Origin of the sequence: Allobranchiibius sp. GilTou73 (assembly GCF_021391335.1) — a bacterium.
Taxonomy (GTDB): domain Bacteria; phylum Actinomycetota; class Actinomycetes; order Actinomycetales; family Dermatophilaceae; genus Allobranchiibius; species Allobranchiibius huperziae.
The window spans coordinates 3,487,775-3,509,948 of sequence record NZ_CP090051.1; the positions used below are offsets into that span (position 1 = coordinate 3,487,775).

23 protein-coding genes are annotated in these 22,174 nt (G+C 71.8%); 4 read left to right on the forward strand and 19 right to left on the reverse strand.

All coding sequences use genetic code 11. From position 1 onward, the window contains the following. Nucleotides 1-15: 15 nt before the first annotated feature. The 3 genes from guaB to shbA are packed head-to-tail and all read right to left on the reverse strand — an operon-like array spanning nt 16 to nt 3,015. Nucleotides 16-1,542 (reverse strand): IMP dehydrogenase, encoded by a 1,527-nt coding sequence (gene guaB, locus LVQ62_RS17160; RefSeq protein WP_233763375.1) that lies wholly within the window; start codon nt 1,540-1,542, stop codon nt 16-18. Nucleotides 1,543-1,549: 7 nt separating this feature from the next. Beyond that, entirely contained in the window at nt 1,550-2,440 is an 891-nt protein-coding gene (locus tag LVQ62_RS17165; RefSeq protein WP_233763376.1) for a hypothetical protein, read from the reverse strand. Then, a complete protein-coding gene (gene shbA, locus LVQ62_RS17170) occupies nt 2,437-3,015 on the reverse strand; it encodes an RNA polymerase sigma factor ShbA (RefSeq protein WP_233767925.1) in 579 nt (192 codons plus the stop codon). The genes LVQ62_RS17165 and shbA overlap by 4 nt, the downstream gene beginning before the upstream one ends. A gap of 215 nt (nt 3,016-3,230) precedes the next feature. Between shbA and LVQ62_RS17175 the strand changes: the two genes are divergently transcribed. Continuing rightward, nucleotides 3,231-3,455 carry an RNA-binding S4 domain-containing protein gene (locus tag LVQ62_RS17175; RefSeq protein WP_233763377.1) on the forward strand — a complete coding sequence of 75 codons (225 nt, stop codon included), beginning with the start codon at nt 3,231-3,233 and terminating at the stop codon, nt 3,453-3,455. Between the two features lie 83 nt (nt 3,456-3,538). Here the strand turns inward: LVQ62_RS17175 and groL are convergent, their stop codons facing one another. Beyond that, nucleotides 3,539-5,158 carry a chaperonin GroEL gene (gene groL, locus LVQ62_RS17180; RefSeq protein ID WP_233763378.1) on the reverse strand — a complete coding sequence of 540 codons (1,620 nt, stop codon included), beginning with the start codon at nt 5,156-5,158 and terminating at the stop codon, nt 3,539-3,541. A 149-nt stretch (nt 5,159-5,307) separates the two neighbouring features. Beyond that, nucleotides 5,308-5,601 carry a co-chaperone GroES gene (groES, locus tag LVQ62_RS17185; RefSeq protein ID WP_179479219.1) on the reverse strand — a complete coding sequence of 98 codons (294 nt, stop codon included), beginning with the start codon at nt 5,599-5,601 and terminating at the stop codon, nt 5,308-5,310. Nucleotides 5,602-6,521: 920 nt separating this feature from the next. Between groES and LVQ62_RS17970 the strand changes: the two genes are divergently transcribed. Continuing rightward, a complete protein-coding gene (locus LVQ62_RS17970) occupies nt 6,522-7,073 on the forward strand; it encodes a hypothetical protein (protein ID WP_370639647.1) in 552 nt (183 codons plus the stop codon). On the opposite strand, the gene LVQ62_RS17195 is transcribed toward LVQ62_RS17970, so the two are convergent. Next, nucleotides 7,024-7,359 carry a hypothetical protein gene (locus tag LVQ62_RS17195; protein WP_233763381.1) on the reverse strand — a complete coding sequence of 112 codons (336 nt, stop codon included), beginning with the start codon at nt 7,357-7,359 and terminating at the stop codon, nt 7,024-7,026. The two genes, LVQ62_RS17970 and LVQ62_RS17195, sit on opposite strands and share 50 nt — an antisense overlap. Before the next feature lie 19 nt (nt 7,360-7,378). Between LVQ62_RS17195 and LVQ62_RS17200 the strand changes: the two genes are divergently transcribed. Then, nucleotides 7,379-8,389 (forward strand): glycoside hydrolase family 3 N-terminal domain-containing protein, encoded by a 1,011-nt coding sequence (locus tag LVQ62_RS17200; protein WP_233763382.1) that lies wholly within the window; start codon nt 7,379-7,381, stop codon nt 8,387-8,389. A 21-nt stretch (nt 8,390-8,410) separates the two neighbouring features. On the opposite strand, the gene tsaD is transcribed toward LVQ62_RS17200, so the two are convergent. From tsaD to glmS, 10 genes are all read right to left on the reverse strand, one after another. Next, nucleotides 8,411-9,463: a tRNA (adenosine(37)-N6)-threonylcarbamoyltransferase complex transferase subunit TsaD gene (gene tsaD / locus LVQ62_RS17205; RefSeq protein WP_179479211.1), complete on the reverse strand. Its 1,053-nt coding sequence runs from the start codon at nt 9,461-9,463 to the stop codon at nt 8,411-8,413. Further along, nucleotides 9,453-9,902, reverse strand: coding sequence for a ribosomal protein S18-alanine N-acetyltransferase (gene rimI, locus LVQ62_RS17210; protein ID WP_233763385.1), 450 nt, complete (start codon nt 9,900-9,902; stop codon nt 9,453-9,455). Before rimI ends, tsaD begins: the two co-directional genes overlap by 11 nt. Before the next feature lie 17 nt (nt 9,903-9,919). Continuing rightward, entirely contained in the window at nt 9,920-10,594 is a 675-nt protein-coding gene (gene tsaB, locus LVQ62_RS17215) for a tRNA (adenosine(37)-N6)-threonylcarbamoyltransferase complex dimerization subunit type 1 TsaB (RefSeq protein ID WP_233763387.1), read from the reverse strand. A gap of 5 nt (nt 10,595-10,599) precedes the next feature. Continuing rightward, nucleotides 10,600-11,052, reverse strand: coding sequence for a tRNA (adenosine(37)-N6)-threonylcarbamoyltransferase complex ATPase subunit type 1 TsaE (gene tsaE / locus LVQ62_RS17220; protein WP_233763390.1), 453 nt, complete (start codon nt 11,050-11,052; stop codon nt 10,600-10,602). After that, on the reverse strand, nt 11,049-12,209 hold the full coding sequence (locus LVQ62_RS17225; protein WP_233763392.1) for an alpha/beta fold hydrolase: 1,161 nt from the start codon (nt 12,207-12,209) through the stop codon (nt 11,049-11,051). Before LVQ62_RS17225 ends, tsaE begins: the two co-directional genes overlap by 4 nt. Beyond that, nucleotides 12,206-13,357 carry an alanine racemase gene (gene alr / locus LVQ62_RS17230; protein WP_233763394.1) on the reverse strand — a complete coding sequence of 384 codons (1,152 nt, stop codon included), beginning with the start codon at nt 13,355-13,357 and terminating at the stop codon, nt 12,206-12,208. Before alr ends, LVQ62_RS17225 begins: the two co-directional genes overlap by 4 nt. A gap of 167 nt (nt 13,358-13,524) precedes the next feature. Continuing rightward, a complete protein-coding gene (locus LVQ62_RS17235; protein ID WP_233763395.1) occupies nt 13,525-14,973 on the reverse strand; it encodes a hypothetical protein in 1,449 nt (482 codons plus the stop codon). Continuing rightward, nucleotides 14,970-16,481, reverse strand: coding sequence for a bifunctional ADP-dependent NAD(P)H-hydrate dehydratase/NAD(P)H-hydrate epimerase (locus tag LVQ62_RS17240; RefSeq protein WP_233763396.1), 1,512 nt, complete (start codon nt 16,479-16,481; stop codon nt 14,970-14,972). Before LVQ62_RS17240 ends, LVQ62_RS17235 begins: the two co-directional genes overlap by 4 nt. A gap of 11 nt (nt 16,482-16,492) precedes the next feature. Beyond that, entirely contained in the window at nt 16,493-16,843 is a 351-nt protein-coding gene (locus LVQ62_RS17245) for a holo-ACP synthase (protein WP_233763397.1), read from the reverse strand. Nucleotides 16,844-16,853: 10 nt separating this feature from the next. Further along, nucleotides 16,854-18,719 carry a glutamine--fructose-6-phosphate transaminase (isomerizing) gene (gene glmS / locus LVQ62_RS17250; RefSeq protein WP_208053774.1) on the reverse strand — a complete coding sequence of 622 codons (1,866 nt, stop codon included), beginning with the start codon at nt 18,717-18,719 and terminating at the stop codon, nt 16,854-16,856. Between the two features lie 53 nt (nt 18,720-18,772). Between glmS and coaA the strand changes: the two genes are divergently transcribed. Then, the gene (coaA, locus tag LVQ62_RS17255; protein WP_370639648.1) at nt 18,773-19,792 is read left to right on the forward strand and encodes a type I pantothenate kinase; all 1,020 of its coding nucleotides are present in this window, start codon (nt 18,773-18,775) and stop codon (nt 19,790-19,792) included. A 106-nt stretch (nt 19,793-19,898) separates the two neighbouring features. Here the strand turns inward: coaA and LVQ62_RS17260 are convergent, their stop codons facing one another. The 3 genes from LVQ62_RS17260 to LVQ62_RS17270 form a co-directional block, all read right to left on the reverse strand. Beyond that, complete coding sequence (locus LVQ62_RS17260; protein ID WP_233763399.1) at nt 19,899-20,123, reverse strand: hypothetical protein; 225 nt, start codon at nt 20,121-20,123, stop codon at nt 19,899-19,901. A gap of 146 nt (nt 20,124-20,269) precedes the next feature. Then, entirely contained in the window at nt 20,270-20,704 is a 435-nt protein-coding gene (locus LVQ62_RS17265; protein ID WP_233763400.1) for a hypothetical protein, read from the reverse strand. A gap of 34 nt (nt 20,705-20,738) precedes the next feature. Continuing rightward, nucleotides 20,739-22,142 (reverse strand): GntP family permease, encoded by a 1,404-nt coding sequence (locus tag LVQ62_RS17270; RefSeq protein ID WP_233763401.1) that lies wholly within the window; start codon nt 22,140-22,142, stop codon nt 20,739-20,741. Nucleotides 22,143-22,174: the final 32 nt, after the last annotated feature.

Consider the following 22,174-nt stretch of genomic DNA (forward strand, 5'->3'; position numbering starts at 1 on the left):
CCGCTGGGGCGCGGGTCAGCGACCGGAGTAGTTGGGCGCCTCGACGATGCCCTGCACGTCGTGCGGGTGGGACTCCTTGAGCCCCGCGGAGGTGATCCGCACGAAGCGGCCGCGCTCCTGCAGCTGCGGCACGGTGCGCGCCCCGACGTAGAACATCGACTGGTGCAGCCCGCCGACCAGCTGCCGGGTGACCGCGCCGAGCGGACCGCGGTAGGCGACCCGGCCCTCGATGCCCTCCGGCACGATCTCGTCGTCACTGGCGACGTCGGCCTGGAAGTAGCGGTCCTTGGAGAACGACTTCTTGCCGCGCGAGGCCATGGCCCCGAGCGAGCCCATCCCGCGGTAGGCCTTGAACTGCTTGCCGTTGATCAGGATCAGCTCACCGGGCGACTCCTCGCACCCCGCCAGCAGCGACCCGACCATCACCGAACTCGCCCCTGCCACCAGGGCTTTGGCGATGTCGCCGGAGTACTGCAGCCCACCGTCGGCGATCACGGGTACGCCGGCCGGGCGGGCGGCCCGTGCCGCGTCGTACACCGCGGTCACCTGCGGCACACCCACGCCGGCGACCACGCGCGTGGTGCAGATGGAGCCCGGTCCCACCCCGACCTTGACCGCGTCGACACCGGCCTCGACGAGCGCCTTGGCACCGTCGTAGGTCGCGACGTTGCCGCCGATGATCTGCACGTGGCGGGTCGCGGGGTCGGACTTGAGCTTGCGGATCATGTCGAGCATCAGCCGGGCGTGCCCGTTGGCGACGTCGGGCACCAGCACGTCCACGCCCGCCTCGACGAGCGTCGTGGCCCGCTCCCACGCGTCGCCGAAGTAGCCGATCGCGGCCGCCACCAGCAGCCGACCGTGCTCGTCGTTGGACGCCAGCGGGAACTGCTCGGACTTCACGAAGTCCTTCACGGTGATCAGACCGGCGAGGCGCCCGTCCGCATCCACCAGCGGCAGCCGTTCGCGCTTGTGCTGGCGCAGCAGGGTGGTGGCGGCCTCGCGGCTGATGTCGGCCGGGCCGGTGACCAGCGGCGGGTGGGTCATCACCTCGTCGACCTTGGTGGTGGCCCACTCCGCGACGGGCGTGAAGCGCAGATCGCGGTTGGTGATGATGCCGATCAGCCGGTCGTCGGGGTCCACGACCGGCAGGCCGGACACGCGGTAGCGACCGCAGATCTCGTCCAGCTGCTCCAGGGTCGCGTCCGGCCCGATCGTGACCGGACGGTCGATGATGCCGGTCTGGGTGCGCTTGACCATGTCGACCTGGTCGGCCTGGTCGGTGATGGACAGGTTGCGGTGCAGGACGCCGATGCCGCCCTGGCGGGCCATCGCGATGGCCATCCGCGACTCGGTGACGGTGTCCATCGCGGCCGAGATCAACGGCACCTTCAGGCTGATCTCACGGGTGAGCGCGCTGGTGGTGTCGACCTCGCTCGGGATGACGTCGGTCTCGTTCGGGAGGAGCAGCACATCGTCGTAGGTGAGCCCGAGCGGTCCGAACATCGCGGGAAGAGAAATGTCGTTGGAGCTGTCCTGCGCCATCACCCGATTATAGGCGGCTGCGGCGCGGCCGATTTCCGGTGGCCCGCGTCAGCCGGCGCTGCCCGCGGGGGTCGAGGACGGCGCCGGCGGCGAGGAGGACGTCGACGTGGACAGCCGCGGCGTCGGGCTCGTCGGGACCGTCGTGGTCGACGAACTCGCGCCCGGGCTCGTCGGCATGGTCGGCCGCACGGTGCGGGTCGGCCCCGAGGTGCCGGTGGGCGAACCGGTCGACGTCGGAGGCGTGGTCGGGGTCACGGTGAACGTCGGCGCGGTGGTGGGCGCCGTGGTCCTCGGAGGCGTCGTGGGCGCGGTCGTCGTGGGCTTCGACGTGAGCGGCCGTGTCGAGGTGGGCGCGGCCCGGGAGGACGTCGGTCGCCGGGAGGACGTCGACCCAGGAGCCGGGCGGCGGAAGATCGAGGACGGCGACAACGCCGACGCCGAGCTCGTGTAGCGATCCTGCGGCGTGCCGGGCGGCGGGGGGCGCGGTGAGGAACGTGGTGGCCGTGCCGTCGGCGATCGGCGCGCCCGGCGACGGCGTCTGGTGCTGGGTGGCGGCATCGGGCGGCACGAAGACCAGTCCCCTGGTCACCTGACCCAGCTGTTGCAGCACCGGCACGGTGGTGCTGGTCACCGCGGCGGCCATACCGCTCACCGACAGCGTGCCGACGAGCACCGCGGCGGCGACGCCGGCGCGCACGCCGCCGCGCCGGGTGCGGGCATAGCGTCCGGGCGTCTTGTCCGACGCTGCCGCGGGCGCGTCGTCCACGTGGGCGACCCAGCCGATGAGCAGGTCGGTCAGATCGTCGTCGGGTACGCCGTCGCGGGCCGCGGCGCGCGAGCCGATCCGGTCCAGCAGCTCGTCGTCGCTCTGGATGCGGTGGATGGAGGGGGGTGTCACAGCGCCTCACCCCCGGTGGGGAGCAGCGAGCGCAACCGGGTCAGAGCACGGTGCTGAGCGACCCTGACGGCACCGGCCGTCATCCCCAGCGCGGCGGCCGTCTCGTCGGCGCTCATGCCGACGGCGACCCGCAGGGTGAGGATCTCGCGGTGCTGCGGCGAGAGCTTGTGCAGCAACTTCCAGATGCGGTCCGCCTGCTCGCCGGCGACGGCGGCGGCCTCGGGTCCGGGTGCGGTGTCGACCGATTCGGGCACCTCGTCGGTGGGCTGCGGGCCGCGCATCACGGAGCGCTGCACATCGGCCACCTTGTTGGCGGCGATCCGGTAGACGAACGCCTCGAAGGGCAGCCCGCGGTCGACATAGCGCGGAAGTGCGGTCAAGACGGCCACACACACCTCCTGCGCGGCATCCGCGGCCGCATGCGTGGCAGCCGAGTGCCGTCCGAGTCGCCCGCGTGCGTACCGGAGGGCGATCTGGTGCACAGCTGCCATCAGCTGGTCGGTGGCCGCCGCATCCCCATCGCAGGCTTCTGCCACCAGGTCGCACAGCGGAATCTGCGCGTCCGCCGGTTCCATCGTGGGTCGAATCGATTTCGTTACGTCGTCGCCGAGGGTCGCCGCAGGGCCCCACGTCTCGTGGGGCGTCGGCTGCGAACCGCCGAGACTCATCTGGCTCCTTCGGACCCACCGGGTCCTTGGTCGACGCGCGATAGCAGTCCACCGTAACCAGCCCCGCATACGCGCCGTCAATTGCGGGGGTGGCGTGTCCGGCGCCTGACACCATGTCGAGCATGACGACAGCTCCTCTGCAGGTGCCCATCCGCGACGCATCGATCCGCCTCGGCCAGCTGCTCAAACTGGCCGGGGTCGTGCAGGACGGTGCGCAGGCGCGCGCGCTGATCCAGCGCGGCGAGGTGCTCGTGGACGGGCAGGTCGAGACCCGGCGCGCGCGGGCGGTGCCGGTGGGCGCCGTCGTACGTCTGGGCGACGTCGAGGTGCACGTCGTCGCCGGATGAGACCCCCTCGCACGGGACGACGGGCTCCCAGCCGGATGGCTGGGAGCCCGTCGTTCGTGCAATTCAGCTCGGTTCAGCTCGGCTCAGTGCGAGTGGCCGTGGCTGTGGTTGTGCCCGGCGTCTGAGTCGTCCTCTTCCTTCTTCTCCACCACGAGCGTGTCGGTGGTGAGCACCATCGACGCGATCGAGGCGGCGTTGCGCAGCGCCGACCGGGTGACCTTGACCGGGTCGATGACACCGGACTTGATCAGGTCGCCGTACTCGCCGGTGGCGGCGTTCAGGCCGTTGCCCGACTCCAGGTCGCGGACCTTGGAGACCGCGACGTAGCCCTCGAGGCCGGCATTCTCGGCGATCCACCGCAGCGGCTCGACCACGGCCTTGCCGATCAGTGCGGCACCGGTGGCCTCGTCGCCCTCGAGCGCGAGGTTCTGCAGCGCGGCCGAGGCGTGCACCAGAGCGGAGCCGCCACCGGCGACGATGCCCTCTTCGATGGCCGCCCGGGTCGCGGAGATGGCGTCCTCGATGCGGTGCTTCTTCTCCTTCAGCTCCACCTCGGTGTGCGCGCCGACCTTGATGACGCAGACGCCGCCGGCCAGCTTCGCGAGCCGCTCCTGCAGCTTCTCGCGGTCCCAGTCGGAGTCGGTGCGCTCGATCTCGGCCTTGAGCTCCTTGACGCGGCCGTCGACGTCCGCGGAGTCGCCCTGGCCCTCGATGACCGTGGTGTTGTCCTTGGTCACGACGGTGCGACGGGCCTGACCCAGCACCTCGAGGCCGACCTGGTCCAGCTTCAGACCGATCTCCTCGGCGACGACCTGGCCGCCGGTGAGGATGGCGATGTCCTGCAGCATGGCCTTGCGGCGGTCGCCGAACCCGGGCGCCTTGACCGCGACGACGTTGAACGTGCCGCGGATCTTGTTGACCACCAGGGTCGACAGGGCTTCACCGTCGATGTCCTCGGCGATGATCAGCAGCGGCTTGCCGGCCTGCACGACCTTCTCCAGCAGCGGAAGGACGTCGGCGACGGCGGAGATCTTGCCCTGGTTGATCAGGATGTAGGCGTCTTCCAGGACGGCCTCCATCCGCTCGGGGTCGGAGACGAAATACGGGCTGATGTAGCCCTTGTCGAACTGCATGCCCTCGGTGAAGTCCAGCTCGGTGATCGCGGTGGAGGACTCCTCGACCGTGATGACGCCGTCCTTGCCGACCTTGTCGAACGCCTCGGCGATGAGCGAGCCGACCGTGCTGTCCTGCGCGGACAGGGTGGCGACCTGGGCGATCTCGTCCTTGCCCTCCAGCTCGCGAGCGGTCGCGAGGAGGCGGTCGTTGATGGCCTCGACGGCCTTGTCGATGCCGCGCTTCAGCGCGGACGGGGCGGCGCCGGCCGCGACGTTGCGCAGGCCTTCCTTGACCATGGCCTGGGCGAGCACCGTGGCGGTGGTGGTGCCGTCACCGGCGACGTCGTTGGTCTTGGTGGCGACCTCCTTGGCGAGCTGCGCGCCGAGGTTCTCGTACGGGTCGTCCAGCTCGACCTCGCGGGCGATGGTCACCCCGTCGTTGGTGATCGTGGGGGCGCCCCACTTCTTGTCGATGACGACGTTGCGGCCCTTGGGGCCGAGCGTCACCTTGACGGCGTTCGCGAGTGCGTCGACACCGCGCTCGAGGGACTTGCGGGCGGAGTCGTTGAACTCCAGCGTCTTAGCCATGTGTGGTCCTTAAGTGTTTCGTGGGTGCGTGCGGGGAGGCAGGCAGCTGGTACGACGACGCCCCAGCGGCGGGCCCGGCAGTGTTGATGACGGGCCCACAGCCGGGGCGTGCGACGTACGAGATGTCGTCAGCTACGTGACGACGGGAGTTACTTGACGACCGCGAGGATGTCGCGGGCGGAGAGGATGAGCAGCTCCTCGCCGGAGTACTTCACCTCGGTGCCGCCGTACTTGCTGTAGATGACCTTGTCGCCGACGGCGACGTCCAGGGGGACGCGGTTGCCGTGGTCGTCGATGCGACCCGGGCCGACGGCCAGGACCTCGCCCTCCTGGGGCTTCTCCTTGGCGGTGTCCGGGATGACCAGGCCGGAGGCGGTGGTCTGCTCGGCCTCGACGGACTTGACGACGACGCGGTCTTCGAGCGGCGTGATGTTGACCGACACGGTGGGGACCTTCCTTGGTGGCCTGCCGATGGCAGGGAGTTGGTGGTCCCTGGGCCCTCGCCGGTGAAGGCCGATCGAGGACGCCGTCGCGGGGTCGGCCTCGGTGCCTGCACTGGCACTGTCCCAGGGGGAGTGCCAGCCCTGAATCTATGCCGGGCGTTAGCACTCGTGCAACTCGAGTGCCAAACCCGCACGAAGGGCCGCGGCAGCGGTCGTCACAGGCCCGTCGTACGTCAGAATGTCCGCCATGGATCCCGCCCTGGTGCACCGGCTCGCGTCGGGCGAGGGGTGGGGTCTGCTGCAGTCGCTGCCACCGTACGACGCGTCCGAGGCAATGTCCCTGGCCACCAGGCTGCGCGGCGAGGGTTTCGACGCCGAACTGGTCTCCGCGGCGCTCACCCAGTCCGACCTGCGCGCCCGAGCCGTGCCCAAGTTCGGTGCGGCGGCCCGCGAGATGCTCTTCACCCGCGACGGCCTGGAGCAGGCCACCCGGGCACGGATCGCCGCCCACCACGCGACCCGGTTCGTCGAGGCCGGGGTACGCCACGTCTACGACCTGGGCTGCGGCATCGGGGCCGACGCCATCGCGCTCGCGAAGGCCGGGATCGCCCTCACCGCCGTCGACACCGACGAGGCGACCGCGGCCATCGCCGCCGTCAACCTGCGCCACTGGCCGCGGGCCCAGGTGCAGCACACGGCCGCGCACGACGTCGCGATCCCGAGCGGTGAGGACGCCCGCGGCTGTGGCGTCTGGCTCGACCCTGCGCGACGGACGCCCGGGGTGGCCGACGCTCAGGGCCGCACCCGCCGGCTCTTCCGGCTGGAGGACATCAGTCCGTCGTGGGACGACGTCCGCGGCTACCTCACCCGCACCCCCGCCGCCGGGGGCCAAGCTCAGCCCGTCCTTCCCGCACGCAGCCGTGCCGGCCGGGGTCGAGGCGCAGTGGACGTCGTACGACGGGGAGGTGCTGGAGTGCGCGCTCTGGGCCGGCGCCACCGTGCGGACGCCCGGGCGCACCGCCTGCGTCGTGCGCGAGCATGTCACTGCGCTCGTCACCGAACGCGACGCACTGGGCGCCCAGCCGCTGCCCGCGGAGCTCGCCCGACTCGGACCCTACCTCTACGAGCCGGACCGCGCCGTGATCCGGGCGGGTCTCGTGGGAGCCCTCGTCAACGCGGCCGACGGCCGGGAGCTGTCACCGGGCGTCGGGTACGTCACCGGGCTGGCCGACGTCCAGCTGCCCTGGGCGCGCCGCTACGCCATCACCGACGCCATGCCCTACAACCTCAAGGGGCTTCGCGCGCTGTTGCGCGACCGGGACACCGGCACCCTCACCATCAAGAAGCGCGGGGTCTCCTTGGACGCCGACCAGCTGCGCCGACAACTGCGCCTGCAGGGCGATCGGACGACCACCATCGTCATCACCCGGGTCGGCGGCGCGCAGGTCGTGCTGGTCGTGACGCCGCTGTGACCGGCCGCCGCCGTCTCGCGCCGCTCGCACTGCCCGTGGTGCTCGCGCTCGCCGCGTGTTCCGGTGGCGGCGACTCGGCATCGTCGGCGCGCGGCTCGGCCGCCCAGGTCCGCACGACGAGCGCAACCCCGTCGGCTCGGGCCACACCGTCGACCTCCACGACCTCGGCGGCACCTTCGATGTCCCGCGCCCACGGGTCGTCGTCCGGCACCCCGACGCGCACACCCACCCGCACCTCGACACCGTCGACGCGCGCGGGCGCGCCGTCGAAACCGGCCAGCTGCATCGACTCGATCGTGGACCGGATGACTCCCGCGCAACGTGCCGGTCAACTGGTGATGGTGGGGATGACGACCGGCGGTGCCGGCGCCGTGCGGCGCGCGATCGCCGTATCGCACGTCGGTTCGGTCTATTACGCCGGCGGCTGGCAGGGGTCCGCGGCGGTGAGCGCCGCGTCGGCGGCCGTGCAGGCGCAGGCGAGCAGCACCGGCTCCCCCGGCCTGCTCATCGCCGCCGATCAGGAGGGCGGGCAGGTGCAGGAGCTGCGCGGCAGCGGATTCCCGGCCATCGAGTCGGCCACGGCCCAGGCCCGGATGTCCCCGGCTGCGCGTACGGCGTACGCCGCGTCGTTCGCCCGGTCCCTGCATGCCGCGGGTCTCAATTTCGACCTGGCACCCGTGGCCGACACCGTGCCTGCGGCGATCGGTACCCGGAACGCACCGATCGGCGCGTTCCACCGTGAGTACGGCAGCGACCCCAGGGTCGTCGCGGGGGCCGTCGGTGACGTGGTGCGCGGAATGCGGTCCTCGCACGTGGCCGCCACGCTCAAGCACTTCCCGGGCCTCGGCCGGATCACCGACAACACCGACACCAGCTCGACCGGCATCACCGACCCGGTCGCGAGCACCACCGACCCCTACCTCGGGCCGTTCGCCGCGGGCATCAGCGCGGGCGCCCAGGCCGTGATGGTCTCCTCGGCGCGCTACCCGCGCCTGGACGCCCAACAGCCGGCCGTGTTCTCGCGCGCGGTGGTGACCGGGCTGCTACGCGGCAGGCTGGGTTTCGCCGGGCTGGTCATCACCGACGACGTCAACACGCCTGCTCTGGCGGCCACCCCGGTGGGCGAGCGGGCCGTGCGGTTCGTGCAGGCCGGCGGCGACGTGTTGTTGACCGCGGCGCCCGACCTCGCCCCCGGGCTCACGCACGGACTGCTGACGCGGATGACGGCGGACCGGGCGTTCTCGGGCGTCGTGGAGACCGCCGTACGACGGGTGCTCGCCACGAAAGCCGGCCTGGGCCTGCTCCGCTGCCGCTGAGGAGATCTCCGGACGGTGGGTCTAGAGCGCCTGAACCATCTCCACCGGCATCGAGGAGTCGGCGGGCAGCGCGAACGAACTGGGCGCGTGTCCGCGAGAGACGACCTGCGCGCCGAGTGCCGCGACCATCGCGCCGTTGTCGGTGCACAACCGCACCCGCGGCACCCGCAGGCTGATCCCGGCATCGGCGCACCGCTGCTCGGCGAGCGCGCGCAGCCGGCTGTTGGCCGTCACTCCGCCGCCGATCTGCAGGTCGTGGATGCCGTACTCCAGGCAGGCGTCGATGGCCTTGCGGGTCAGCACGTCGGCCACCGCCTCGTTGAAGCTGGCGGCCACGTCGGCGACCGGGATCGGCTCCCCCGCCCGCTCGCGCTCCTGCACCCACCGCACGACCGCCGTCTTCAGCCCCGAGAAGGAGAAGTCGAATCGGTGCCGCTCCAGGTCCTTACGCGCGGTCAACCCGCGGGGGAACGCGATAGCCCGCGGATCTCCTTGCGCCGCAGCCTGATCGATGCTCGGCCCGCCGGGGTAGGGCAGCCCGAGGAGCCGCGCGACCTTGTCGAACGCCTCCCCTGCCGCGTCGTCGACGGTCGCGCCCAGCGACTGCACGTCGTCGGCGATGTCGCGCACCAGCAGCAGATTCGTGTGTCCTCCGGAGACCAGCAGCGCGACCGTGGGCTCCGGAAGCGGGCCGTGGTCGAGCACGTCGGCGCAGACGTGAGCGCACAGGTGGTTCACACCGTAGAGCGGCTTGCCGAGGGCCCACGCCACGGCCTTCGCGGCCGCGACGCCCACCATGAGGGCACCGGCGAGACCCGGACCCGAGGTGACCGCCACCGCGTCGACGTCCGCGAGGCGCGACCCGGCCTCGGCGCACGCGCGCTCGATGGTCGGGATCATCGCCTCCAGGTGCGCCCGGCTCGCCACTTCGGGCACCACGCCACCGAAGCGGGCGTGCTCCTGCACGCTGCTCGCGACGGCGTCGGCGAGCAGCGTGGTGCCGCGTACGAACGCGACGCCGGTCTCGTCGCACGAGCTCTCGATGCCGAGCACCAGGGGTCCCTCAGTCGACACGTGTCTCCTCCTCGCGCAGATGGCGCCGCATGACCAGCGCGTCGATGTCGCCCGGCTGGTAGTAGCGCCGGCGTACGCCGATCTGCTCGAAACCGTTGCGCTCGTATAGTTTCCGGGCAGGGTCGTTGTCGGACCGCACCTCCAGCAGCACTGCCGACACCGCTGCGGCGCTCGCCTGCGCGACCAGCTCCTCCAGCAGCAGCCGCCCGACGCCGGTGCCCTGCGCGTCGGGAGCCACGGCGATGGTCATCACGTCAGCGACGTCGCCGACCACCGACAGCCCGGCGTACCCGACGACGCGGTCGTCGTCCTGCGCCACCAGGTAGACGCGTTGGGGGCGCCCGGCGAGCTCGCTCCACCAGGTGCGTGCGGACCATGCGTCGTCGACGAAGAGGCGTTGCTCCAGCTCGACGAGGGTGTCGATGTCGGTCCAGCTCATCGGGCGCAGCCGCGGTGTCACGGCAGCACCGACTTCTGCCTGGCCGACGGCTGAGCATCCGGCTGCCGCAGATAGAGCGGTGTGGGGGGCAGCAGTTCGCCGCCGTGCTCGAGCCGGTGCACCACGAGGCCGGCGAGCGCACCGGCGTCGACGTCGGCCACCGGGACGACGGGGCCGAACTCGGCCGGATAGAGCAGAGGTCCGCGTCCGGCGGCGGGCAGGGCGCGTACGGCGGGGTCCAGCTCGGCCGGCACGCTGACCGCGGGCTCGCCGTGGCGCTTGACGGCACCCGACCGGACCGTGTAGCGCGCCCAGTAGACCTCCTTGCGCCGGGCGTCGGTGGCCACCAGAAACTCGCCATGTTCGCCGTACCCGGCTTGCGTGGCAATCTGGTGGGCGATCGCATCCAGGCTGCAGACCGCGTGCACCGGGATGCCGAGCGCCAGCCCGAGGGTCGTGGCCGTGACGATTCCGACCCGCAGGCCGGTGAACGGTCCGGGACCGACGCCCACGGCCACCGCGTCCAGGTCCTGGGGAGTCAGACCCGCATGCGCCATCACCGAATCGATGGTGGGAGTAAGGGTTTCGGCGTGACGACGAGCGTCCGGTACCGATTCGCTCGCGAGCGTCCGTGTCCCGTCGTGGACGGCGGCGGTGACGGCGGACGTCGCGGTGTCGATGGCCAGCAGCACGTGGCTCACGGTAACGCGGCGAGAAGCTGCTCGAACCGGGGACCGACCGCGCAGGCGCCCACGCGGCGGTCGAGGTCCCCGGTCAACTCCAGCTCGAGCCGCTGCGACGACAGGCTCTCGGCGATGCCGCCGCCCCACTCCACGACGGTCACGGCGTCCTCGAGCTCGGTGTCCAGGTCGACGTCGTCCAGCTCGGCCGGGCCGCTCAGACGGTAGGCGTCCACGTGCACCAGAGGCGGTCCGCCCACCAACGAGGGGTGGGTGCGTGAGATGACGAACGTCGGCGAGGTGATCGGGCCGCGTACCCCCATCCCGCGGGCGATCCCCTGGGTGAGCGTCGTCTTCCCCGCTCCGAGCCCGCCGGTGAGGATCACCAGGTCGCCGGCGCGCAGCAACGTGCCGAGACCGGCCCCCCACTCCTGCAGCGCGTCGGCCGTGGCGAAGGTCCACGTGCTCATGACGCCGAGTTGCCCCGGGCCTTCGTGGCCGGACCGGGCCGGCCGGGCGCCGACGGCACCCGTTGGACGACGCGGCGCGGGCGCTTCTTCGGGCGCGCCTGTCCGGCCAGGGCGCGGCAGGCGCGGTCGATCATGTCGATCAGGTGCTCGTCGACGATCTCGGGGTACTCCAGCGGCAGCACGTGCCCGGCGTTGCGCACCAGCACGTACTCGGCGCCGGGGATCGCGTCGACGATCGCCTCGGAGTGCGCGTCCGGGGTGATCCGGTCGTGGTCGCCGTGCATGACCAGGGTCTCGATGCCGATGAACTCGCGCAGGGCGTCGCGCTCGTCGTGCAGCATCAGGGACGACAGGTAGGCCGAGGTGGTGGACATCTTCGTCGCGAAGATCATGTCCGCCACCAGCCGCACGATCGACATCGGCACCGGCGAGGCGAAGGACCACCGGTGCACCAGGTAGCCCTCGAGGTCCTTGCCGGCGTGCCGGGTGCTGGTGACCAGCGCCTCCTGGTCCGACAGCCGCAGCATCGCGGCCGGTCCGAGCCGGTGCACGATCGTGCCCAGCTGTCGGCCCAGGCCGTAGTTGACGCTCGCCAGGTCGCCGGCACTGCTGGAGATGAAGGCCGCGCCGATCACCCTCTCCCGCAACACATCCGGGTAGGCCGAGGCGAACGACATCATCGTCATGCCGCCCATCGAGTGACCGACGAGCACGATCGGCCCGGTCGGCGTGGTCTGCGCGATGACCGCGCCGAGGTCGCGCCCGAGCTGCCGCACGGTGTACGTCGAGTCCTCGGCCTCCTCGCTGCGGCCGTGACCTCGCACGTCCCAGAGCACCACGCGGTAGCCGGCGGCCCGCAGCATCCGGCGCTGGAACACCCAGACCGTGAGGTTGTGAGTGTAGCCGTGCGACAGGATCACCGTCGGGCGACTCTCGTGTCCCTCCGGCTCGTCGATCTCGACGTGCAGCGGCACGCCGTCCTCGGCGATGACGACGCGCTCCTCGTCGGGCACCTCGACGTAGTCGCCGGCGACGCCGAGCGAGATCGCCGTACGCCGCGCGCGCCAGAGGCGGTCGGCGGCGACCCCGGCGGCTGCCGCCACCGCCGCACCGGCGAGTCCTGCGCCGATGCCGAGGACCGAACGGCTGGGGCTCACTGCTGCTCCCCCAGGTGGACCCGCGGCAACCGGTTGCTCATCCGCGTCACGATCTCGTAGGAGATGGTGCCGGTGGCCTCCGCCCAGTCCTGCGCGGTCGGCGCGCCGTCCTCGCCAGCGCCGAAGAGCACGACGGGGTCACCTGCCCGGACCGCGGCGTCGCCGACGTCCACGACGAACTGGTCCATGCATACGCGGCCGGCAATCGTGTAGCGCTCGCCGGCGACCTGCACCGGTCCGATGTTCGACCCGGCGCGCGGCACGCCGTCGGCGTACCCCATCGGCACGTCGACGACCGTCGTCTCCCGCTCCGGTGCGTAGGTGTGGCCGTAGCTGACGCCCTGGCCTGCCGGAATCCTCTTGACCAGTGCTGCATTCGCTGTCGCCGACATGGCCGGACGCAGGCCGAACGAGGCCGGGTCACCCAGGTGCGGCACGGGGCTCAGCCCGTAGACGGCGAGGCCGGGGCGGACCATGTCCCAGGCCGCGGACGGCTGGGTGAGGGTCGCGGCCGAGTTGGACATGTGCCGCACCTCGATGGCGAACCCGGCCCGCTCCACGTCGCGCACGGCGTCGGCGAACTTCTGCTGCTGGGCGCGCACGGTGGGGTGCTCGGGGGCGTCGGCGAACGCGAAATGGGTGAAGACGCCGACCACGTCGAGCGCTCCCTCGGCGGCGAGCGGCCCCGCGGCGCGTACGAGCTCGGTCCAGTCGGCGCCGTAGGCACCGTTGCGCGCCAGCCCCGTGTCGACCTTGAGCTGGACCCGTGCGGGGCGGCCGAGCCGGCGTGCGGCGTCGGCGAGCGCCTGCAGCGCCCACGGCGCGGAGACGCCGACGTCGATGCCGCGCTGCACCGCCGGGTCGAAGTCGAGGCCGGGCACGTGCAGCCAGGACAGGACGGGGGCCTCGATCCCCGCGTCGCGCAGAGTGACGGCCTCGGCCAGTTGGGCCACGCCGAGCCAGGTGGCGCCCCCGCGCAGGGCGGCGCGGGCGCTCGGCACCAGTCCGTGTCCGTAGGCGTCGCCCTTGACCACGGCCATCACCTGCGCGTCGCCGGACAGCTCCTTGAGGCGGGCGACGTTGTCGCGGATCGCGCCCAGATCGATCGTGAGTCTTGCGGGCTCGCAGGCAGGCAACGGATCGGTCATGACGCGCACAGTCTCGCATTGCCGCCTTCGGAAGTGGCCGAGGCGGGGCGGGCCTGGGTGCGCGGGTGCAGGAAAGTGACCGTTCGGCCCACTCCCCACCCGCGTACCCCGCGACGCCGCAGGAAAGTGACCGCACGACCGACAAGCCACGCACTGGTCGGGAAGGGTCAGCCCCGGCCGCTCCCGAGGCCCAGCACGACCGCGATCCCGAGGGCACTGCGCGGGTCGTAACCGGTGCGCCACAGCCCGCCGTGAACGGCCCGCACCGCCTCCTCCTGCCAGGGGGACGGCTGCGGCGCCGGGTCGGCGTAGAGGTCGTGCACGAGCAGCGCGGCCATCAGCGTCGCGCTTGTCGCGGGCGCGAAGACGGTCACGCCGAAGCGGTGCGACCCGGCGTACGCCGAGGCGAGCAGTCTGTTCTTCAGCACCGAGCGGGTGCGGGTGGGCGGCGCGACGTTCATCGAGACCTGCACCCCCTCGGCCCGCGCGGCGATCGCCCGCCAACGGTGGATGCGTTTGGCGAGAAGGTAGTTCGGACCCTGCTGGGGCACGACGCTGTCGTTGATGCCAGGGTCCTCGTCGGGTGCGTAGTTGCGCTGCAGCACCCGCCCGCCGGACACGGCGCGGCCGACCGGTCGCAGCCGACGCAGCGGCGTGCGTCGTTCGTACGCCGCCGTGGAGGCCTCGACCGCGTCCCTCGGCACCACGAAGATGTCGGTCGGGGTCGCGAGCCACGCCATCGACAGGTCACCCCGGGTGCGTTGCAGATGCGAGGTGAGTGCGTCGGCCGCGGTAGCCAGCCGCAGGTTGACCGCACCGTCGGCGTAGAGGTAGTTGCCGAGTACGAGATGACCGGGCTGACGGGCGATCCAGTCGGTCACCTGCGGCAGGTCGTGCAGGAGATCGGCGCCCGCGACCTCACCGGCGGCAGTATCGGCGACCGGGTAGGTGAGCGTCCCGGCGGAGTCCGACGCCAGCGTGAGCACCTCACGCCACAACTCGGGACGCGGCAGGTCGAGAGCGGCCACGTGCCCGCCCCAGCGCAGGATCGAGTGCAGCGGTCCCATCTCGGAGCCAGCGCCCAGGGTGACCAGGGTCCGGCCCGGCATCGACAGCCACTCCGGGTGGTCCATGACCTGGACCACGGCGTGCTCGGCGCCCGGCTCGAGGACCCCTGCGGCGGTCCACGTGCGCAACCGGTCGCGCAGTTCCTCGCCCCGCAGCCGGCGACCGTCGTACGGCAGCGTGAGTTCGGTCTCCGCCTGCGCGCCTCCCTCGACGGTCTGCGAGCGCAGCGGCAGGGCCGGGCGGACGCTGCCCAACAGATCGACGAGCGCCACCTCGCCGTCGTCCGTGGTCGCCCGCATCCGGCGTTGCACCGACACCAGGCCGTCACGGGCCATGCCGACGGCTGCGTCGGCGTCGGGGATGCCGGCTTCGACGAGGCGGTGGAAGTGGGTCAGGTAACCGCGGCGCCAGTTGGTCTCGCGGGCCACGGCGGTCGCGCCGACCGGGTCGGCGCCGCGCAGCGCGTCACCGACGACCGCCCGCCCGAAGGCGGAGGTGCTGCGCGTGCCGTCGACCTCGGGAAGGAGGATCCCCGTCCCGTCGCTCATCGCTCGTCCTCGTCGTCGTCGGTGGCGGCGGTGCGCAGCAGGTAGGCGACCGTGCGGCCCAGCTCGTGGGCGACGTCGAGGGCACGCACCGGGCCGCCGGGGTTGGCCCGGTCGGCCGCGACACCGTGCACCAACGCGGCCAGGCTTCCGGCGTCCAGCGGCGACAGACCGGCAGCGAGCAGAGCGCCGGCGAGGCCGCCGAGCACATCGCCGGACCCGGCGGTGGCGAGCCAGTTCGGACCGTCGGCCTGGCTGCGGATCGGCAGCCCGGAGGCGCTCGGCGGCACGACCACCGTGACGCTGCCCTTGAGCAGCACGGTGACGTGCAGGTGGTCCGCGACGGCCCGCGCGACCTGCACCGGTGCCCGGCGTACGGCGTCGTCGGCCAATTCGCCGTCGTCGCCGGTGTGCCCCTCGACGGTCAGGTGCAGCCGCCGGGCCAGGCGCAGCAGTTCTCCGGCGTGCGGGGTGAGCAATGTCGGCGCATCCCGGGGAGCCTCCAGCAGATCCAGGCCGCCTGCGTCCAGCAGCAGGGGCAGGTCGGAGTCGAGCGCCTCACGGGCCGCCGACAGCTGCTCCGCCGAGGCGTCGGAGAGGTCCATGCCCGACCCGATCGCCCACGCCTGCACGCGCCCGACGCCGAAGACGGTCTCGGGCACCACCTGACGCAACAGCGCCGTGGGCGCGTCCGGTCCGACGTACCGCACCATTCCGGCACCCGCAGTGACCGCGGCTGTCACCGACATCACTGCGGCGCCGGTGTAGTGCTCGCCTCCCGCGATGCTGCCGAGCACGCCGCGGGAGTACTTGTCGTCGTCCGGGCCGGGCACGGGCCACAGCAGCCCGGCGTCCTGGTAGGTGAGTCGCTCGGCGGTCGGTGCGTCCGGCTCGGTGACGCCGATGTCGATCACGGTGAGCAGCCCGCACGCGGCCTGCGTCGCGGGCAGCAGGTGCACCGGTTTGAGGAGGCTGAAGGTGACGGTCTCGTCGGCGGTGAGCCGATCGGAGCCGACCAGTCCCGCGGGGTCGCACCCGGAGGGCAGATCGACGGCCAGCACGTACGAGCCGTCCCCGATGCGCTCCTGCAGCCGGGTCAGATGATCGGGCAGGCCGGGTCGGCCGCCGATCCCGAGGATCCCGTCGATGACCAGGTCGGCGTCGGCGAGTGCGTCCCGGACCGGATCGGGGATCTCGCCCTCACGCCACTCCAGCGCGATAGCGCCCGCCGCGACAGCTGCCCGCGAGCCGCCTGCGTGCACCTTGTCCGCGGTCTGCACGAGCGCCACGTTGTGGCCGAGCCCCGCCAGATAGGCGGCGGCGTAGAGCGCGTCGCCGCCGTTGTCGCCCGCGCCCGCGAGCACGACGACCCGCACTCCGTCGCCGAGCCGGATCTCGGCCACCTGCGCCAGACCCTCGGCGGCTCGGGCCATCAGCGCACCGTCGGAGAGACGCTGCCGGACGGCGTCCTCGGCGGCGCGTACGTCATGCACGGAGTAGGCGCGGATCATGGTGCCCTTCCTTACTTCTCGGCGACGACCATGGCGGTGGCGAGGCCGCCGTCGTGGGAGATGGACAGGTGCGTGGCGCGCACGCCGAGCTCGTCGGCCCGCTGCTGCAGGGTGCCGGTGAGCACCCACGACGGTGCGCCGGCGTCGTCCACGATGACCACCGCGTCGAGCCAGCGCAACCACCCGGGCGCACCGAATGCCTTGGCCAGCGCCTCCTTCGCGGCGAACCGGCCGGCCAGGGAGTGCATCGGCAGGTCGCGCTCCGACGGTGCGAACAGCCGGGTCAGCAGCGCGGGCGTCGACTCCACTGCGCGGGCGAACCGGGCGATCTCCACCACGTCCACCCCGACGCCGACGATCACGCGGTCGCGCTCACTCGACGGTGACGGACTTCGCGAGGTTGCGCGGCTGGTCGACGTCCAGCCCCTTCGCGGTCGACAGCTCCAGCGCGAAGACCTGCAGCGGCACGACCGTCAGCAGCGGCTGCAGCATCGGGCTGGTGCGCGGCACCCGGATGACCTCGTCGGCGAACGGCACGACCGCCTCGTCGCCGTCCTGGGCGATGACCAGCGTGCGAGCGCCACGGGCGCGGATCTCTTGGATGTTGGAGACGACCTTGCCGTGCAGGCCGTACGGCGTGTCCGGGCCGGGCACGATCACGAAGACGGGCTGGCCCGGCTCGATGAGCGCGATCGGCCCGTGCTTGAGCTCTCCGGCCGCGAACCCTTCGGCGTGGATATAGGCCAGCTCCTTCAGCTTCAGCGCGCCCTCCATGGCCACCGGGAAGCCGACCTGCCGGCCGAGGAAGAGCACCGAGCGGGTGTCGGCCATGAAGTAGGCGATCTCGCGCACCCGACCGAGCCGCCCGAGCAGCTCCTCGATCTTGGCGGGCACCTCCTGCAGCTCCGCGAGCACGTCGCGCGCGCTGTCGGCGTAGGTGTCGCCCTTCAGCTGCGCCAGGTAGAGCCCCAGCACGTAGCAGGCGGTGATCTGCGCGAGGAACGCCTTGGTCGAGGCGACCGCGATCTCCGGACCCGCGTGCGTGTAGAGGACCGCGTCGGACTCCCGCGGGATCGTCGAGCCGTGCGTGTTGCAGATGGAGATGGTGAGGGCGCCGAGGTCGCGGGCGTGCTTGACCGCCATCGCGGTGTCCATCGTCTCGCCCGACTGGCTGATCGAGACGACCAGCGTGCGCTCGCTGACGATCGGGTCGCAGTAGCGGAACTCGTGCGCGAGAGCCACCTCGACGGGGATCCGGGACCAGTGCTCGATGGCGTACTTGGCGACCATCCCCGCGTACGCCGCCGTGCCGCAGGCCACGATCGTGACGCGATCGATGTCGCGCAGCTTCTCCTCCGGGATCCGCAGCTCGTCGAGCACCAGTCGTCCGGACTCGTCGGTGCGGCCGAGCAGCGTGTCGGCGACGGCGTGCGGCTGGTCGTGGATCTCCTTCTCCATGAAGGTGTCGTACCCGCCCTTCTCGGCGGCCGCGGCGTCCCAGGAGACGTGGAAGGCCTTGCCCTCCGCGGGCTTCCCGTCGAAGCCGACGACCGACACCGAGTCGGGGGTGATCGTGACGATCTGGTCCTGCTCCAGCTCCAGTGCCTCGCGGGTGTGCCCGATGAACGCCGCGACGTCGGACCCGAGGAAGTTCTCGCCCTCGCCGATGCCCACGACGAGCGGGCTGTTGCGCCGTGCTCCGACGACGACGCCGGGGTGGTCGGCGTGCACCGCCAGGAGGGTGAACGCGCCCTCGAGCTTCTGCACCACGTGGCGCATCGTCGAGGTGAGGTCGCCGTCGTACGACGCGTCCATCAGCTGCGCGACGACCTCTGTGTCGGTCTCGCTGCCGAACTGCACGCCCTGGTCCTGCAGCCGCGTCTTGAGCGGGTGGAAGTTCTCGATGATGCCGTTGTGGATCAATGCGAGCTTGCCGGCGGACCCGCCGCGGTGCGGGTGGGCGTTCTCGTCGGTGGGCCCGCCGTGGGTGGCCCAGCGGGTGTGGCCGATGGCGGTCCGCGACGGCGGAAGCGGCTCCCGCGCGATCAGCTCGGTGAGGTTGGCGAGCTTGCCCGACTTCTTGCGGACGTCGACGCGGGCACCCGCGCCGTCACCGTCGACGAGCGCCACACCGGCCGAGTCGTAACCGCGGTACTCCAGGCGCCCGAGGCCCTCCATGACCACGTCGAGGGCCCTTGCGTCGTCGGACCTGCCGACATATCCGACGATTCCACACATGGCCGCCAGCCTATGGCCCGTGCCCCCGCGGCCCCGGTAGAGGCCTCCTCGGGATGCGCTCCGGCGTGTCCCCCGTGCGGCCGCCTACGTCGCCCGCCCCGCAGACCGGTAAGAATGACGCCGTGCCGCGCAGCTCTGAGGTCTTCACCCCGTACGTCGAGCTGGACCGCGCCGCGTGGTCCCACCTGCGGGACGCTTCCCCCATGAGCCTGGACGCCTCGGACCTGCGCCGGCTGCGCGGCACCGGCGACCGGATCGACCTGCAGGAGGTCGAGGAGGTCTATCTGCCCCTCTCGCGGCTGCTCAACTTCTATGTGGACGCCACCAAGGGCCTGCACCGGGTGACCGGTCGCTTCCTCGGCGAGCAGCAGGCGAAGGTGCCGTTCGTGATCGGGGTCGGCGGATCGGTCGCGGTGGGCAAATCGACCACCGCACGCGTGCTGCGAGAGCTGCTCGCCCGATGGCCCGGCACGCCCCGCGTGGACCTGGTCACCACCGACGGGTTCCTCTTCCCCAACGCCGAGCTCGAACGGCGAGGACTGCTGGCGCGCAAGGGTTTTCCCGAGTCGTACGACCGCCGGTCACTGGTGCGCTTCGTCGCGGACGTGAAGTCGGGTGCGGGTGAGGTCACCGCGCCGGTCTACTCCCACCTCACCTACGACATCGTCCCCGGCGAGCACATCACGGTGCACCGGCCCGACGTGCTGATCATCGAGGGCCTCAACGTCCTCGCCGCACCGGACCCGCAGGCCGGCCGCGGCAACAGCCTGGCCCTGTCGGATTTCTTCGATTTCTCGGTCTACGTCGACGCGCGCGAGGAGGACATCCGCACCTGGTACGTCGATCGCTTCCTCGCGCTGCGCGCCACGGCGTTCGCCGACCCCGCGTCGTACTTCCACCGGTACGCCGCGCTCAGTGACGAGGAGGCCACGGCGCGGGCGCGGCAGATCTGGGCCGACATCAACGGCCCCAACCTGGCCGAGAACGTCCTGCCGACCCGCAGCCGGGCCTCCCTCGTGCTCACCAAGGGCGCGGATCACGGCGTACGCCGCGTCCGGCTGCGCAAGCTCTAGCCGGCCGGCACCCCACAGGGGTCCACGCCGCGCCCTCCCGGCAGCACGTACGGCGGTGCAGCGCCCACAAGGGCCCACGCGGTGCCGTTCCGTGGGATGTGGGTTCTCAGGCGTCCTGAACGACGAGCGCAACGCCGGGCTCGCGCGCCCGGGTGCAGGTTTTCGGCATCACGGTCACTTTCCTACGCCCGCCCGGCGTGGCCACGTGGGTTTTCGGCATCACGGTCACTTTCCTGCGCCCGCGCGGCGTGGCCACGTGCGTTTTCGGCATCACGGTCACTTTCCTGCGCCCGCGCGGCGTGGCCACATGGGTTGTCGGCGGGGCGGTCACTTTCCGACTCTGGAGGTGAGCCGGGAGCGCGCGCCGGCCCGCGCGGATCCTGTCCAGGCGCCTGAAGACGAGACCAGACAGCGCACCCCGCTCCTTCGACAAGCGGCGAGCGACACGCGGCGAGTGGCGATGTACCGGCGAAGAACTCAGTCGCGTCGAGCTGTCGCGTGACCCTCTGCGTCGCGGTCACCGTCGGCAGCAGGGTCGCTGCGCGGTTCGGGCGCATCGTCGGTGGCCTCGTCGTCGGCGGCGAACATGCCCTCGACCTCGTCGATGTCCATGTCGTCCTCGCGGACGTCGTCGTCGTGCTCGTCGTCGGTACGACGGCGACGCTCTCGAGCCCACAGGACGAAGAACACGCCCGACGCCAGTGCCAGCACGGCGAGCCCGCAGATGAGCGCCCCGAAGACGCTGTAGATGACGTGCGACGCGGACGTCGCGGGGGCGCCGTTGTTGTCGTCACCGTGGAAGCTCGGCGCCTGCGACAGCCCCCACTGCGCTCCCCCGACGGCTGCGAGCACTGCGAGGACCACGGCGACGGCCCAGTAGGCACCAGCGGCCCAGCGTCTTCCCAGAATCACCTGGTCCACGCTACGGCAGCGGTCGACCGCTCACTCACACGAACACACTGAGCAGCAGGACGAAGGCGAAGCCGACCACCGAGATCACCGTCTCCATGAGCGACCAGGAACGCAGCGTCTGACCCACACTGAGGCCGAAGTACTCCTTGACCAGCCAGAAGCCGGCGTCGTTCACGTGACTGAAGAAGAGCGAGCCGCAGCCGATCGCGAGCACCAGCAGGGACACGTGGGTGGTGCTGAGCGTGGCGGCCAGGCCGCCGACGATGCCGGCCGCGGTGACCGTCGCCACGGTCGCCGAGCCGGTCGCCAGCCGGATGGCGACCGCGACCAGCCAGCCGAGCACCAGCACCGACAAGTGCGCGTCGGTCGCCCAGTCGGCGATGACCTTGGCGATGCCGGAGTCGACCAGCAGCTGCTTGAAACCGCCTCCCGCGGCGACGATCAGCATGATCCCGGCGACGCCGGCCAGACCGTCGCCGAGCGTGTCGCTGGTGCGCTGCCGGGTCATGCCGCTGCCCCGGCCGAGGACGACGTACGCGAACGCGACCGCCACGAACAACGCCACGCTCGGCGTGCCGATGACGTCGAGCACCGAGCGGAGGGTGTTGCCGTCCGCCAGCACCAGATTGCCGACCGCCGCAGGCAGCATCAGCACCACGGGGGTGAGCACGACGGCGAGCGCCGCGCCCGTCCGCGGCGTACGCGCGGTGGAGTTCTCGGCGTCATCCGTGGCACGTGCACCGCCCGTGCCGCGCGCCGCCAACCCGGCGGCGTCCACCGGCACCATCTCGTTGATCACGCGAGCGAGCAGCGGGCCGGAGATGACCAGCGTCGGCACGGCGACGAGCAGACCGAAGAGCAGGGTGTATCCCTGATCCGCGTGCAGGGCGCTGATGGCCGTCTCCGGCCCGGGGTGCGGAGGCACCAGCCCGTGCAGGATGGACAGCCCGGCGAGGGCGGGGATCCCCACCAGCATCAGCGGCGTCTTGGTGCGCTGGGCGACCAGTACGACGATCGGCACCAGGATCACGACCCCGATCTCGAAGAACATCGGCAACCCGACCAGCGCGGCGATGAGCGCCATGCCCCACGGCAGCGCCCGGGCCGACATCCGTCCGACGACCGATTCCACCACCCGATCGGCGCCGCCGGAGACCGAGAGCAGCCGGCCGAGCATCGCGCCGAGCGCGATCAGCAGACCGACCGCGCCGGAGGTCGTGCCGAAGCCGTCGGTGAAACTCGTGATGGCGTCCGCGCCGGGGATCCAGGCCACCAGGGCCAGCACCGCCGACCCGCAGAGCAGTGCCAGGAACGGATGCAGCCGCACGGCCGCCACGAGCAGCACGACCGTGGCGATGCCCGCGAGGGCGGCCAGGATCAGCTGCAGGTGGCCCGCGGAGGAGATGGGGGCGTCGGCGGCGAGGACGGCGGCTGGCATGGACGCCACGCTATCGATGACGAAGGCCGCAC

What these genes read in the sequence shown, in the direction of transcription:
- guaB (WP_233763375.1), bottom strand. Translation starts at nt 1,542, where the DNA reads ATGGCGCAGGACAGCTCCAACGACATTTCTCTTCCCGCGATGTTCGGA.
- shbA (WP_233767925.1), bottom strand. Translation starts at nt 3,015, where the DNA reads ATGGAACCGGCGGACGCGCAGATTCCGCTGTGCGACCTGGTGGCAGAA.
- LVQ62_RS17175 (WP_233763377.1), top strand. Translation starts at nt 3,231, where the DNA reads ATGACGACAGCTCCTCTGCAGGTGCCCATCCGCGACGCATCGATCCGC.
- groL (WP_233763378.1), bottom strand. Translation starts at nt 5,158, where the DNA reads ATGGCTAAGACGCTGGAGTTCAACGACTCCGCCCGCAAGTCCCTCGAG.
- LVQ62_RS17195 (WP_233763381.1), bottom strand. Translation starts at nt 7,359, where the DNA reads ATGCAGCTGGCCGGTTTCGACGGCGCGCCCGCGCGCGTCGACGGTGTC.
- LVQ62_RS17200 (WP_233763382.1), top strand. Translation starts at nt 7,379, where the DNA reads ATGACTCCCGCGCAACGTGCCGGTCAACTGGTGATGGTGGGGATGACG.
- rimI (WP_233763385.1), bottom strand. Translation starts at nt 9,902, where the DNA reads ATGAGCTGGACCGACATCGACACCCTCGTCGAGCTGGAGCAACGCCTC.
- tsaE (WP_233763390.1), bottom strand. Translation starts at nt 11,052, where the DNA reads ATGAGCACGTGGACCTTCGCCACGGCCGACGCGCTGCAGGAGTGGGGG.
- alr (WP_233763394.1), bottom strand. Translation starts at nt 13,357, where the DNA reads ATGACCGATCCGTTGCCTGCCTGCGAGCCCGCAAGACTCACGATCGAT.
- LVQ62_RS17235 (WP_233763395.1), bottom strand. Translation starts at nt 14,973, where the DNA reads ATGAGCGACGGGACGGGGATCCTCCTTCCCGAGGTCGACGGCACGCGC.
- LVQ62_RS17240 (WP_233763396.1), bottom strand. Translation starts at nt 16,481, where the DNA reads ATGATCCGCGCCTACTCCGTGCATGACGTACGCGCCGCCGAGGACGCC.
- glmS (WP_208053774.1), bottom strand. Translation starts at nt 18,719, where the DNA reads ATGTGTGGAATCGTCGGATATGTCGGCAGGTCCGACGACGCAAGGGCC.
- coaA (WP_370639648.1), top strand. Translation starts at nt 18,773, where the DNA reads ATGCGCTCCGGCGTGTCCCCCGTGCGGCCGCCTACGTCGCCCGCCCCG.
- LVQ62_RS17270 (WP_233763401.1), bottom strand. Translation starts at nt 22,142, where the DNA reads ATGCCAGCCGCCGTCCTCGCCGCCGACGCCCCCATCTCCTCCGCGGGC.